A 13,733-nucleotide genomic window follows, 5' to 3' on the forward strand; every position below is an offset into this window, starting at 1 on the left:
TAGTTAACTCGGTTAGTTGGTTTTGCTACTGTTCTGGTAAAGCTCTGGGTTAAATCTCAATTCACCTTTCGTTCTGTAATCAGCCTCCATGGCACGATTTTTCGGAATTAGTTGATTTGGTCGTTTTTTCCATTGGTAAAAAGCTTCGGGGCTTATCCGAAAAAACTCAGCAATTTTATTAGTTGTTCCGAAGTATTTTTCGATCTGCTCTGTAGTCATAACACCTCCTGATTTCTAAGTTAAGTTAGATATTAATTGTTAATTTATATTTGGTCAATAAAAACTAAGATAACTTAGGTTTGTATGAAATGGACTTAGGAATGAGTAAAACTGAAAACACCATCGGAAGCAGAATAAAAGCTTTGAGAGACATCACTAAAACCACCCAAAAAGAACTTGGGCGGTATTGTGGCGTGTCTGATGTTACAGTCGGATATTGGGAGAGAGACCTAAATGCCCCGCGAAGTGATGCTCTATTGAAATTAGCTAGATATTTCAATACAACTGAAGCGTATATATTGTATGGTATTCCATCTAAGCAGGCATCCAACATAATCACGAACGCCCAAAAAGTGCCGATTTTATCTTATGTCCAAGCTGGCAACTTCACTGACTATGCACCAAATCAGATCTACGATGATGATTTAGAGTTTATAGAGACAACCCTTAAAGTATCACCTCTATCATTCGCCCTGCGCGTCATTGGCGATTCTATGACAAACCCTTATGGCTTACCGTCAATCCCAGAAGGGTCAACAGTTATAGTTGATCCTGAAGCTGAGGTTGTCAGTGGTAAATTTGTTGTCGCTAGATTGCAAGGCTCTGATGAAGTTACAGTAAAACGTTATGTTGTTGATGGCCCCAACAAGTTTTTAATGCCACTAAACCCTCGATATAACAACATCCCAATCAACGGTAACTGCGAAATAGTCGGCCTCGTTCGCGGTGTTCAATACGAGCTATAACCTCCCTCCTTAATTTTAATCTAAGTTTTCTTAGATTTTATATTGACACAAATCCTAAGTTGAATTAGTTTATATCTAAGACAACTTAGGAGGTGCTCAATGCAAACTAATTCAAATGAACCAATCGTCACTTTTAGCGTTGCTATGTCGCAAGAAGATGCTGCGGCATGGATTATGGAGAAAGCCGCTGAACTTCAAAAGCTGGCGGCACTTAAAGCTAAGCAAGTCGACCTGCAGCGGCAGCTAGAAAAGCTTGATGAGCAAATTTTCGACCAATCTGAACGCTGCCAAGTCATTATTAGTGCTTAACTGAATTTTAAATGTGTGGGGTATTAGCGAGGAAGATCTCCAGCTAGCCAAGCTACAACAGATTCAAACTTGGTTAGCGTGGTGTCATCAACACGATCTAGTTTTATTGCTGCCCTTTTGAAGGCTGGGTTGTAAAGAACACCAAAAACGGGAATGTCTGTTTTTAATAGCTCTTCGAATTGTCGGTGTAGTTCTTCTTTTGGGATGATGTCGGAGTTGTGCAGCAGAGATAGGTATTTTTTTGATCGCTCATTTGCAAGGTCTGATTGCTTACCGAACTGCAAAAAGAATTGGAGCGCTGAAAGAATAGAAATTAAGGCACCAACAATGAACAGGCTTGAGAAAGATAGCATTACGGAGCCGCCAAGAACAAAAAGTGTGATTGATATAAATTTATCAATCCGACCTAAAAGAACACTTTGCATTTCGTTTAGGTAGTAAGAACTAGTAATGTTAAAAATTGGATCTTGGTGGCTCATGGTAATACCTCTTTATTTTTGGGGTGGCTTTGGTGCCGGTGCTGGCTTCCTAGGTACTTGACCATCAGGTTTATGAGCTGGTGCAGGTTTTCTAGGTAGCTGTTTTTCTTCGTAGGTTGACATTCATATTTCCTTTTTTTCTGTTGAGGTAAGGGAAATATATCAAAGTTCCTTCTGTTGGGGAATAGCAGGAACCACAGCCGCCTGATGTGGATAAGTTAGTTCAGGCAACCTTATAAACTGTGTGGAGTGCTTAGTATGGGAAGACTTATTTTAACTCGCCGAGTCGGTGAAACTTTAATGATTGGTGATGATGTTAAGGTTACTGTTTTGGGTCTCAATGGAAACCAAGTGCGGATTGGTATTGAAGCTCCAAAGGATGTTGCTGTACATCGTGAAGAAATTTATCAGCGTATCTTAGCTGAAAACAGTATTGCCACTGCTAGTGATTGACCCTTGTAGTTTTTGGCGGTATCGCACCGCCCTTTTTCATAATACATAAGGCCACTGACTTTATGTCAGTCCATACTAGGTAATATGTCTTTATATATTGTCAGTGGTCTTATTTATTGTGTGGAGTTAATTATATTTGAGGAAAAAACAAATGAAACGTTTTCCAATTACTAGCTGTGTTATTTTTAAAGCTGAATTACCCAACGCCGAAGCTTTAGAAAATCATTTAAAAGAATTACCCTTTGTTGATATTTTAGAGTCACATTCTATTAGCTACGGATTTATTCCTAATAAAATCACTGGTGAATTAGTTACACCAATTGAAGGTGGCTATATTATTAATTTTCGTATTGATGAAAAGATAATTCCTAAAGCAGCTATCGCCTTTGAGGTTAATAGACGCATTGAAAAATTGAAAGAACAAGGCGCTAATGACTTAAATGAAGCGGAAGTAAAGCGAATTGCTATAGAGGAAATGCTTAAAGTTGCTTTAACTAAAACAAAAATCATCACCGCCCTTTATCACGTTAAAAAAGGCTTTCTTATTGTATCGAGCACTCGCAAACCAGAGCACCAAGCGCTTGTTAGATGTTTAATTAAGGTTTGTGGTTCAGTAAAAACAGAAACAATCCATGTTGATGATGCTAAGAACGGTATAACAACTCGCCTAATTAACTACATAAACAACGAACCGCCAGCAGACAGCTTTGGAGGGAGATTATACCCTTGTAATTTCTACTTACTGCAAAGAAAAGTTGAGAAGAAATTAGAATCTGTTAAATACGACGCTGAACTGTGCTATGTTCAACGCGAATTAAGTGAGAGTTTATCAAATGGATTTCGTGTCAGCCTAATGGAATTAGCAACGCTTGATATTGTCTTTAAATTAAGTGATAACTTCGAGTTCAAGGGAATAAAACCAACTAGTGAAGTTTATTGTGATGGAGATAGAGCTTTCCGTCATCGACATGTAAATTCTTTATTTATGTTTTATATGATAGATACCATCGAGCTATTAATCGAATTATTAAAATACAAAGAAGAATCAGAGTAACTATTTAGCCAACACCAAGGAATTAATTCTCTTTATTAAGAGACGGACTCTTATTATCTAAATTTTGTGTGGAGTATTAATTATGTCTTATATTTCAACTTTTACTGGCAAACATTTTAATTTTATCAATATCAGTGCGGATGATATCGATATCAATGATATTGCGCAGGGTTTATCTAATGAATGTCGCTTTGCCGGGCAAATTAACCAGTTTTATTCTGTTGCTCAGCATTCTGTTTATGTGAGTCAAATTGTACCGCCTGAATATGCGCTGGAAGCATTACTGCACGATGCATCGGAAGCATATTGCAAAGACTTGCCTAGCCCATTAAAAGCGCTGTTACCAGAATACAAGGAAATTGAGCGCAGAGTACAACTGGTAATAACTGACAAATGGAACTTACCAGCCAATTTAAGTGATGTTGTGCATTATGCTGATTTAACAATGTTAGCAACAGAACGTCGAGATTTAGAAGTTGACGGTGATAACTACTGGCCAATTTTAGACGGTATTCCGGCAACTGATTTAATTACAGTTAGCCCATTGTCACCTGTACAAGCAAGAGCAATGTTTATTTATCGCTATAACCAGCTAACAGGAACGATACCTAAATTCGATGCAGATATAAGATTAAGCACAATCCGTGGTGAATACGCTTGGGGTGACATTTATTTAGATAAGAAAAAACGCTTTCAAGATGGTGACCCTATTCAAACATCACGAGTTATCAATATCGATACTTATTTAACTGATGGCTATATACAAACAGTTAATTCAGTTTACAGAATTATTGTGTAGGGGTGCATATGTCTATTAAACCTGAGTTAGTAGAACGCGATGAACTTGGCTACTGGGCTCACTCTCAAATTCCTGTAAGTGAAGACGGTGAATATTTAAAACAATGGTTTGATAACAACTGCCTTGAAATCTGTAATGTCTATATGGATGGCGATATTGATGAAAGCCACCCAGCATTCAAGCTCTATTTTGAAGATGGCCAGTGTGATATCTCAGGGTGGGTGCCCAGCAAACCTCAAGGTGATGGTTGGTTTATCGGTGGCATTTCTGAATCAGAAGATGGTCCTGTTTGTTCATGGCTAAGGCCTGATGTGGCAAAACTAAAGGCAAAATTCCTCAGAGCACATAAAGAGGCTGAAAAAGCTGCATTTGAATATTTCTGCGCCTGTGATGTTGGTGATGAACGTATTCAAGCTAGTGAGGTTTATGAACGCATTAGAACTGCTACACGTATAGGTGGCTGATATGAAAGAGCGCGGAATTATTTTTAACTCAGAAATGGTACGCGCCATCCTTGATGGCCGTAAAACTCAAACTCGTAGAATTATTAATCCACAACCAGAGCTAACGCAAAAATCAGGCTTTAAGTGGAAAGGTGGTCTTTTTGGTGCCGGTAGTGATGACCGAGAAACTAATCGTAATTTTGCACACAAAAAATGTCCACTTGGTAAAGTTGGTGATCGCCTTTGGGTTCGTGAAACATGGCAAGGCCCGTTAGTTGATGAAGACCATCTCGACAATTATCGCGCCGATGCAGACAAATTCCAGACCAGTGAATTCTGTGAGTATGCAGCCGATGGTGGGTACCGTCCTGAGTTTTGCGATTTAGATGGCAATATTCACTACGGTTGGAAGCCATCAAGCAATATGCCTCGCTGGGCTTCACGCATTACATTAGAAATTACTGATGTTCGCGTAGAGCGCTTGCAATCAATTAGTGAAGAAGATGCAAAGGCAGAAGGCTTTGATAATTCACAATCTGATGCCGCTAATTCAATTGGGTGGTTTGAAAAACCAGTAAGAGCATTTCGGCGTGATTGGGAAAATATCAACGGCACTGACGGATGGGATAGTAACCCGTGGGTGTGGGTTATTGAGTTTAAGCGAGTGTGATTATGAATAATAAGGTGCTTGAATTAGTCAAGGAATTAAAAGCTGCGGCAATAAAGTTGAAGGTCAATAAATATGATCATATTTGGCTAAAAAATGAATTAACAGACGACTGGAGTCATGGCTCACCATATGAATACTTTATTCTTTTGTCTAATTATCATCAGGTAATTGAACTCTGTGAGTACATTGAACACGCTTACAAGGTCAATGAAGATAGTACTAAATTAATCGAAGCGTTCTGCGCTGATGATGCTGAATGGCATAAGTTACTTGATGCAAGGGAGCAGGAAAACTTAACCTTGATTAGTTTGGTAGTTAAGTTAGCTGATAAATGTACTGAAATGCAGAAGGAATTGGAGCACATAAATAACCTAAAGCCCATTGGTTACATGGAATCAAAAGGCGAGAAGTGGATCAGGATTCATGGCTTTACGCATATTAATGAAGAAAAAAGCAGGGCAAATAACATCCCAGTATATCGCTTAAATAAATAAGGACTAACAATGAAATATAACCATGTGATGGTAGATCTAGAAGGAATGAGCACACATAACAATGCGGCCATTGTTTCTATTGGTGCTGTAGCTTTTGAGCCTTCCACTGGTGAAATCGGCCCTACATTTTATCAAGTAGTCGATTTACCTAGCTGCCAAAGTGCAGGGCTTCATATAGATGCTGATACCGTTATTTGGTGGATGAAGCAAAGTAGTGAGGCTAGATCTGCCATCGTTGCTGACGGGGTTAATTTACGTAGAGCATTACATGATCTTAACTGCTTTGCAGAGGACTCTTTAACTGAAGATGTTCAAGTGTGGGGAAATGGTGTTGATTACGATAACGTCATTCTTCGTAATGCTTATATTGCCGTTGATTTAGAGCCGTTTTGGAAACATTGGAATAATCGCTGCGTGAGAACGATTGTAGAGCTAGGCCGTAACGCTGGCATCGACCCAAAGAAAACACTTCAGTTCGAGGGTGAACAACACAATGCGTTAGCTGATGCAATCCATCAGGCTAAGTATGTGTCTATTATCCACCAGCATTTAATTAAACCAGTTAACGACAATATTTAATTTTTAAATCTGTATGCGGCAGATGTGGAGGTGATTATGTCTAGAATGGTATCTCTAGAAGCGTGGGCAAAAATAGAATTCGGTGAAAGCGCTCCCAGCACCCAAGTGCTAAGAAAGTACGCAAAAGCGAACATGATGGTACCGCCAGCCCTTAAAATGGGTAAAAGATGGGTAATAGATCGTGATTCTCGATGGGTTGGGATTGTTTCAAAGCCGCAATTACCGAATGGGGCCAGCGACAAATTAAAAAGGATATTATCTGATGGCAGCAAGACCACGCTCTCATAAAATCACAATTCCCAATCTATATCGAAAACTTGATAAACGGAATGGGAAAGTCTATTGGCAATATAAGCACCCATTAACTGGAACCTTTCATAGCCTTGGCACGGATGCCGAGGAAGCTGCATTAGTGGCATCTCAAGCAAACACCGTTATCGCGGAGCAACAAACAAAGCAAATACTCAGCGTCAATGAGCGCTTATCTACAATTAAAAATAAAAAAATAGGTATTAGTGTTACTAATTGGATTGATAGATACCTAGAAATTCAGCAGGAACGTGTTGACTTAGGTGAATTAAAATTAAATTCATACAAACAAAAAATAAAGCCCTTAAATTTATTCAAGCAGCATTGTGGAACATTGTCACTAAAAGATATCACAGCATTAGAGATTGTTAGGATCATCGATGAAGTAAAAGCGCTTGGACACAATCGAATGGCTCAAGTTGTGCGATTTGTTCTTATCGATGTATTTAAAGAAGCACAGCACATGGGGCATGTACCACCTGGCTATAATCCAGCACAAGCCACCAAAAAACCACGCAATAAAGTCAAGCGTGAACGTTTATCTTTTGAGGAATGGGAGGAAATCTATAAACAATCCGCAAACCACCAGCGCTATTTACGACATGGAATGTTATTGGCTGTTATTACAGGTCAGCGACTTGGTGATATTACAAAGATGAAATTCTCAGATATTTGGGATGGAATGTTACATGTACAGCAAGAGAAGACAGGAACAAAATTAGCGATACCTCTTTCACTAAGGTGCAATGCATTAAATCTAACACTTGGTGATGTCGTATCTATGTGTCGAGATCTTGTTGTTAGTCCTTACCTGCTACATTACAAACACACAGCAGGAAATGCAAAAGTCGGAGGGCAAGTATCAAACTCATCACTGACCACATCGTTTAAAAACGCACGAAATAAGTGTGGGCTGGAATGGAAAGAAGGTACTGCTCCATCATTCCATGAGCTTAGATCATTATCTGAGAGATTGTACAGAGAGCAAGGTATAGATACACAAAAATTACTTGGGCACCAAAATCAAATAATGACAGATAAATATAATGATGACCGAGGAAAAGAATGGCAAATTGTAGTAATTTAATTAGCTCATTTTCCATGCTGTTTTGGGGATGAGTTTTGGTGGGGTTTTGGGGAGGCTTTTTAAAGTATTGAAAACACCCCGAAACCCAGTATTTTTTTTTATGATAAAATCAATGCATAGCAATCCACCACCGATATACTTTATATAATTACAACGGGTTACCTGATTTAACCCAATAGTTACACAATAAATATCATTAAAATTTTTAATCATATTAACCGCTCGGGGTTTTATTTTAATATGACCTATCTTCATATAGCGAGAGCTAACCACTCATTCAAGCCGCTGTTGAATAAAGATTTTGTAAACCATCCATCTTAATATTTAATTTTTTGTTTTTTTGCACGCTTAAAATAGGATGTCGGCACATTTGGGCAGATAACTTCTTTAAATTTATCTTCTTTTTTTATGCTTTTATCAGCTTCAGTCGGTGGAGAAGTGTTATCCTGCGTCTCTTTACGATTATTTGTCATATATAAGTGCTCTTTTGCTTGAATTATGTCATTAGTTTTAGCCATTTAGTTTCCCTTCCTTAACTAACACCGCGTTGACCTCTTCTATCCGTTCAACCGCTCGGTTAATAATTTCAACAACTTGGGCTGATTCATCTTTACTTAATTGCTGTAAGACGATTTTATGCCTTAAGAGTGATTTAAATTTATCCACTGCACATTCAATTTCATTGGCAAACTGGTTTCCCGCTTTAAGCTCTTGTGCATAATTTAACTTTAGTTGAACTTCTGCTAAAAGTTCAGCTTTTAATAATAAAAAGCACCGCCCTTCTGGTGTGATGACAAAACACTTACGCCCTTTATCATTCTCTTTACCTACGCCTGCAGTAATAAAGCCTAATTCTTCTAACAATGTTAGAGTCGGATAAATCACTCCGGGGCTCGGGCAATAGAACCCTGCCGTTTCCTCTGAAATTTTTTTGATCAGCTCATAGCCGTAGTTTATCCCCCCAGTCAGTAAGTGTAGAATATATATTCTTAGCTGCTTAGGGTTAAACATCCGACTCACACTCTTGCCATTACATAAGCAAGGATCAAGTTGTTGTTCGTTAGCCATTCAAATTCTCAGTGATTGTTTTGATGCTAAAACCGATATATCGAATATAATAGTCACTTCTACGAAAAATGCCAGCTTTAGATATATCTGTTTTTGTGCATAACGTGCTAATGATAATCATTCTTAGTTAGATTATACGCATTGATATACCGTAAAACAGTCATTATTGTGCTGTAAATTATCTGAATCGCTTATTTTTGAGCATAAAAAAACCAGCCCGCAGACTGGTTTATCTTTAAAATAGGTGGTTAACCGATATCGGGTAAAACTTTAAATACAATACCCAGTTGAACACCAATAACAACTATTCCGCATAAAAATACGACTAGCAAACCAATTCGCCCGCCCAATACTTGGTAGCTGCGCTGATTTAATGTGCGTGATTTAAATGCCATTGCACTTGGTAATAATAACGCAAGAATGGATAAAGCAATTGCAGCATAACCCAGAGCCATCACAAACCCTTTCGGATAAAATAGTGCAAATACTAAAGGAGGCCCAAACGTCAACAAACCTGTTTGTATACGCCCTGCTGCATTATCTTGTCGCTTAAATAAATCGGCTAAGAAATCAAATAACCCTAACGCTACACCTAAGAACGATGTTGCCAATGCCAAACTCATAAACATTTGTGCGACTAACTCAGTACGGCCTGATTGGGCGACATCTTTAATCGCATCTAATAAGCCATTAAGCCCTGCATTTTCAGCTAAAATGCCCACAAATGTCGTTGTTCCAATACTCCCTAATGTCGCGATTTGCCATAAAATATAGGCGATAAGAGGAATAGCACTACCAATAATAAAGATAATTCGCAGTTTTTTCACATCTCCCCCCATGTATTTCACAATACTTGGGACGCTTCCGTGAAAACCAAATGAGGTAAAAAAGACGGGGATTGCAGATAAAATAAGAACCTTCTCAGTTGGTGCAGCCAACAAATTTTGCTGCTCTACATGTGGCATCATTAACGCCAAGATAATGACCAAGAAAATAATTTTTGCAGTGAATAATATACGGTTAATAAAATCGACTGATGAGGTTCCAAAACAGACAACCCCACCACCAATTACCGTAAACAGGACAATCCCCATCCAATCCGCCATTTCAACCGCAAAACTACTTTTTAGATTTGAAGTAATGATTTCACCCGCACCACTCACATAAGCCGCGGTTAACGCGTACATCAGGAACATCATGCTAAAACCAGTAATAAACTTGCCACCAGACCCTAAATAGCGTTGAGCAACACTACCAATTCCTGTTTCATGGGATTCATGCTGGTAAACCTCCACTAATAGAAGCGCGGTGTAGCACATCAAAGCCCACAGAGCCAATAACATACCTAAACTAACTAAAAAGCCATTACCTGCAGCTGCTATTGGCATTGCTAACATCCCAGCGCCAATCGTCGTACCTGCAACAATAAAAACACTACCCAATGTGCGATTTTTCATATTGAGATCCTAACAAATTAATTAGAGGCTATTTTATAATTGGAATGCGTTATTTTATTTTCTTCATCAACGAGTTGCTGTAATTTTTCTTCAAACGTTGAAGTTAGTGCGTCCCAATAATTTTCAAAATGTTGCTTATCACGTAAGCAATGAGTCATGACAGCGGCTCTTAAAACATACACCGACTGAACGTTATGCCATTCGCTGTCAGTAAAATTAGCATCTCGACATAAATTCAATGGGTTATCACCATATTCTTCATAGGTGAGTGATGTTGATGAGGTTAAAAAATCGTTTGAATAGGTGCGACCAGCTGCATAAGAACACAGTTCATAAAGCCGTTTGTTTAAGCGATTTTGCTTTTCTAACGATGAACTTCCTAATTCACGGAACATAAAGTTAATCATATGAAAATCAGGGTCTGGCATCGCAAGAATTGTAAATTTGCGCCCATCAATATTAAACGGCTCACATTGATTGATTTTTTCTATCATCCAATTAGCAGTTGTGATACCCGCAGCAAGCACTTTGCCATACCCTAAAAGATTCAACGGAACTAACCTATGTGCAGCCCAAACCGCCGCTGCTGTTGCTCCCGCCTTTGAACCTTCCATTATTGATGACCCTAAAACAACATTTTGCTGTTTGTCTAATTTACGGTGCTTTTCTTGAACTTCTTCAAAGACATAAGCTGCATGATAAGAAATTAAATCAACAATGCGCTTATCTTTCATACAAATAGCCCCTGCAGCATAGGGGATAAACCCCACTTTGTGAGGGTCAACTGTAATGGAATCCGCTTGATTTAACGCTTTAAAGCTTTCATAAACATCTGCTTTTGGCCAAGTAAGATCCTTGGGGAAAATACTATCCTGATGATAACGCTGTATAAGTGCGTCATATTCCATAAATTGATTGTTTTCATCACGGAACATCGCACAGGCATAACCTGCATATGCGGCATCGATATGCACATAAAAAGACACACCAAATTGCTCTTCACATTCACGACGCAAATCAATAACAGCTTTTACATTATCTATAGCGCCTGTTTCTGTCGTGCCGACAACAGCAACGACGGCAAGAATAGGCTCTCCTGCCTCGATTAATGAAAATACTGTTTCACGCATTTTCTGCACATCAGTACGATAGCTTGCATCAACAGGTAGCTGTACGATATTTTGCTGGCCAAGCCCTAAGATATCCATCGCTTTCATCCATGAATAGTGCTTAGATTGAGGTACTAATAACTTGCCCAATTTATGTTGTGGCACACCTTCGCCACGCACTGTTAGCTCTCTAACCTCTTCAAAAATATTTAATTTCTTCAGTTCATCGATAAGATCTAACACTGTACCTACAGGTAAATTGAGCAGTTCCTTTTCTGATTTATCTCTCAATAGATGCTGTGACTTTTCATGTTTAGCAATGGCTAATGGCAAACTTTTCAGGTTTCGAGCCACCCATACACCTTCATAGTTCGCCACTGTCCCGCCCGATGTAATGTGCCCCCATGCGGTGTTCACGTCATACCCAAACATAGCACACAGATCTAACCCTGCCTCAAGTTCAAGTACGGTCGTTGTTGGGGATGCTTCTTGGGTACAATTATTTGGGTTGTACATCATTGCCATTACATAGGCGAGATTTGAAACCATGAATGTATCTGCATTCATGTGCCCCATATAACGTGGTGAAAACCAAGGAACAGACGTGCTTTTTAATTTTGAAGATAATTGATTGAGGATCCCCTCAGTTCGGTACAATGTGTCCCTGTATTCGGGATCATAACGGTCAACAGTGGTAATATGCTCGGGGTCTTCAGGGTGGTAACTTGAACGCCAATGTATGTGTTCTGTAACCGAATACTCCATCATCTCTTTGAAAAATACAGCATTCTCAGATTTTGGACCTAAAAAAAGTGCATCCACATTCATTTTCGAATTATTAAAATTATTCATTTCACTACACCTTCAACTTACAATTAGCATTCATCTAATTGTACTTAAGTTCATTCACTTAATATCATTGGAAAGTGCATAACGGACTGTGTTTATATAAAAGATATCAATATATTAATGATATACATTTAAAAATATCATTTAAGTGTTACTTATTGATAAACAAACCGTTAATGGCCAACTTACTTATAGGTATAATTCATTTTTATTTAATTATTAACAAACTAATCAGAATTTTGTTTGGAATTGTGGGCGGGCACAAAAAATCAAAAATTATTCAGCTGTAAAGAGTTATTTACGCTAAAAAAGCTTGATAATGTAAATAATTTGTTATATCAAAAATTACCTGTAGCGACTTTCCATTAGGTAACAGAAAGTCGTTTTTTATACATTTAATTTTATAATTATTTGTTTAATAGCACTATTTTACCAATTAAATCACCTGACGTCATATATTGATGAGCCTCTTTCACTTGTGATAACGTATATACCTTGTTAATTATTGGTTTCATTTTACCATTTTGTAACATTGGCAGAATGTGTACTTTTAACTCTGCTGCAATCTGCACTTTTTCATCAATAGAACGTGAACGCATAGTTGAACCTGTATGCGTTAACCGTTTCACCATGAGCGGCATCATGTTGAGTCGTTCTGGGTTTCCTTTCATCATGCCAATTTGAATTATTCGACCAAATTTTGCCGCAGCTAAATAGTTTTTAGCCACATAGTCACCACCAATAATATCAACAACCATATTCACGCCACGTGATAATGTGAAGTTTTGCGTGGCGTCGACAAAATCATCAGTTCGGTAATTAATTATACAATCTGCGCCTAATGTTTTTGCAGCATTGGCTTTTTCTTCAGAACCGACAGTCGTGATCACTGTTGCCCCTATTGCTTTCGCTATCATGATAGCCACACTGCCAATACCAGATGTTCCCCCGTGAATAAGCACAGTTTCATCTTTCTTTAGTTGGCCAATCTGGCACATATTCGCCCAGACAGTAAAAAAGTTTTCAGGAATGGCAGCGCCTTCAATAAATGATAAATTACCTAATGGCAATGCAATATCTTTATGCACTAAGCAATATTCTGCATAACCGCCTCCTGCCACCAACGCAAAAAGTGTGTCACCTAATTGCCAATTATCAACATCATCTGCTTTCGCAACAACTGTCCCCGCTATTTCCAATCCCATAATTGGAGATGCATCAGCAGGTGGTGGATAAGAACCCTCGCGTTGAAAAATATCAGGGCGATTAACACCCGCAGCTTCAACCTTAACAAGTAAATATCCTGCAGAAATTCTTGGAAGCGGTTTTTTAATTAATTGCAATTTTTCAGGGCCACCTGGCTCTATAATATCCACCACGGTCATTGTAGTTGGTAAAGGCTGTTGAACATGAGTCATCATGGTCTCCTTTTTGATGTTAATTTGAAAAATTGATATTTTTAAATTTATTTTTGTGTTAAATTAATGCTAATTAGTTTAATAAAACGTGCTTTAAATTTGCATTTTTAAGTATTAATTCTAATGGTGACGTAAGTCATCTTTTTATTGTTTAGGTGCTAATATTTAATCTATATCAAACATAATATTTA

At 38.3% G+C, this 13,733-nt stretch carries 17 protein-coding genes and 1 pseudogene; 11 read left to right on the top strand and 7 right to left on the bottom strand.

All coding sequences use genetic code 11. The features are described 5' to 3' along the window. Positions 1 to 12: 12 nt before the first annotated feature. Complete coding sequence (locus J6836_RS07810) at positions 13 to 219, bottom strand: Cro/CI family transcriptional regulator (protein ID WP_219248243.1); 207 nt, start codon at positions 217 to 219, stop codon at positions 13 to 15. Between the two features lie 101 nt (positions 220 to 320). Here J6836_RS07810 and J6836_RS07815 point away from each other — a divergent pair, with 101 nt between their 5' ends. Together J6836_RS07815 and J6836_RS07820 are read left to right on the top strand one after the other, a co-directional pair. Next, a complete protein-coding gene (locus J6836_RS07815; RefSeq protein ID WP_219248245.1) occupies positions 321 to 965 on the top strand; it encodes a LexA family protein in 645 nt (214 codons plus the stop codon). Positions 966 to 1,064: 99 nt separating this feature from the next. Next, complete coding sequence (locus J6836_RS07820) at positions 1,065 to 1,274, top strand: hypothetical protein (protein ID WP_219248247.1); 210 nt, start codon at positions 1,065 to 1,067, stop codon at positions 1,272 to 1,274. Between the two features lie 23 nt (positions 1,275 to 1,297). Here the strand turns inward: J6836_RS07820 and J6836_RS07825 are convergent, their stop codons facing one another. Beyond that, entirely contained in the window at positions 1,298 to 1,753 is a 456-nt protein-coding gene (locus tag J6836_RS07825) for a hypothetical protein (protein ID WP_219248249.1), read from the bottom strand. 258 nt (positions 1,754 to 2,011) lie between these two features. Here J6836_RS07825 and csrA point away from each other — a divergent pair, with 258 nt between their 5' ends. The 9 genes and pseudogenes from csrA (at position 2,012) to J6836_RS07870 (ending at position 7,641) form a co-directional block, all read left to right on the top strand. Further along, a complete protein-coding gene (gene csrA / locus J6836_RS07830) occupies positions 2,012 to 2,206 on the top strand; it encodes a carbon storage regulator CsrA (protein WP_219248251.1) in 195 nt (64 codons plus the stop codon). A gap of 151 nt (positions 2,207 to 2,357) precedes the next feature. Further along, complete coding sequence (gene rdgC / locus J6836_RS07835) at positions 2,358 to 3,260, top strand: recombination-associated protein RdgC (protein WP_219248253.1); 903 nt, start codon at positions 2,358 to 2,360, stop codon at positions 3,258 to 3,260. A gap of 82 nt (positions 3,261 to 3,342) precedes the next feature. Continuing rightward, a pseudogene (locus J6836_RS07840) lies at positions 3,343 to 3,858 on the top strand (hypothetical protein); the annotation flags it as partial. A gap of 209 nt (positions 3,859 to 4,067) precedes the next feature. Further along, complete coding sequence (locus J6836_RS07845) at positions 4,068 to 4,523, top strand: hypothetical protein (protein ID WP_219248257.1); 456 nt, start codon at positions 4,068 to 4,070, stop codon at positions 4,521 to 4,523. A gap of 1 nt (position 4,524) precedes the next feature. Further along, complete coding sequence (locus tag J6836_RS07850; RefSeq protein WP_219248258.1) at positions 4,525 to 5,172, top strand: morphogenetic protein; 648 nt, start codon at positions 4,525 to 4,527, stop codon at positions 5,170 to 5,172. Between the two features lie 2 nt (positions 5,173 to 5,174). Continuing rightward, the gene (locus J6836_RS07855; protein WP_219248259.1) at positions 5,175 to 5,666 is read left to right on the top strand and encodes a hypothetical protein; all 492 of its coding nucleotides are present in this window, start codon (positions 5,175 to 5,177) and stop codon (positions 5,664 to 5,666) included. 9 nt (positions 5,667 to 5,675) lie between these two features. Beyond that, on the top strand, positions 5,676 to 6,245 hold the full coding sequence (locus tag J6836_RS07860) for a 3'-5' exonuclease (RefSeq protein WP_255586351.1): 570 nt from the start codon (positions 5,676 to 5,678) through the stop codon (positions 6,243 to 6,245). A gap of 36 nt (positions 6,246 to 6,281) precedes the next feature. Further along, on the top strand, positions 6,282 to 6,533 hold the full coding sequence (locus J6836_RS07865; RefSeq protein ID WP_219248261.1) for an excisionase: 252 nt from the start codon (positions 6,282 to 6,284) through the stop codon (positions 6,531 to 6,533). Continuing rightward, on the top strand, positions 6,508 to 7,641 hold the full coding sequence (locus tag J6836_RS07870; protein ID WP_219248266.1) for a phage integrase Arm DNA-binding domain-containing protein: 1,134 nt from the start codon (positions 6,508 to 6,510) through the stop codon (positions 7,639 to 7,641). Before J6836_RS07865 ends, J6836_RS07870 begins: the two co-directional genes overlap by 26 nt. 317 nt (positions 7,642 to 7,958) lie before the next feature. Here J6836_RS07870 and J6836_RS07875 read toward each other — a convergent pair whose 3' ends face one another. From J6836_RS07875 to J6836_RS07895, 5 genes are all read right to left on the bottom strand, one after another. Beyond that, positions 7,959 to 8,159, bottom strand: a complete 201-nt coding sequence (locus J6836_RS07875; protein WP_219248268.1) for a DEAD/DEAH box helicase — start codon at positions 8,157 to 8,159, stop codon at positions 7,959 to 7,961. Then, the gene (locus J6836_RS07880) at positions 8,152 to 8,709 is read right to left on the bottom strand and encodes a PadR family transcriptional regulator (protein ID WP_219248269.1); all 558 of its coding nucleotides are present in this window, start codon (positions 8,707 to 8,709) and stop codon (positions 8,152 to 8,154) included. The genes J6836_RS07875 and J6836_RS07880 overlap by 8 nt, the downstream gene beginning before the upstream one ends. A 248-nt stretch (positions 8,710 to 8,957) precedes the next feature. After that, the gene (gene tyrP / locus J6836_RS07885; protein ID WP_255586403.1) at positions 8,958 to 10,106 is read right to left on the bottom strand and encodes a tyrosine transporter TyrP; all 1,149 of its coding nucleotides are present in this window, start codon (positions 10,104 to 10,106) and stop codon (positions 8,958 to 8,960) included. Between the two features lie 77 nt (positions 10,107 to 10,183). Next, positions 10,184 to 12,127, bottom strand: a complete 1,944-nt coding sequence (locus J6836_RS07890) for a pyridoxal phosphate-dependent decarboxylase family protein (RefSeq protein ID WP_219248273.1) — start codon at positions 12,125 to 12,127, stop codon at positions 10,184 to 10,186. Between the two features lie 404 nt (positions 12,128 to 12,531). Beyond that, positions 12,532 to 13,542, bottom strand: coding sequence for an NAD(P)H-quinone oxidoreductase (locus J6836_RS07895; protein ID WP_442959474.1), 1,011 nt, complete (start codon positions 13,540 to 13,542; stop codon positions 12,532 to 12,534). Positions 13,543 to 13,733 lie beyond the last annotated feature (191 nt).

Origin of the sequence: Providencia sp. R33 (genome assembly GCF_019343475.1) — a bacterium.
Classification (GTDB): Bacteria; Pseudomonadota; Gammaproteobacteria; order Enterobacterales; family Enterobacteriaceae; genus Providencia.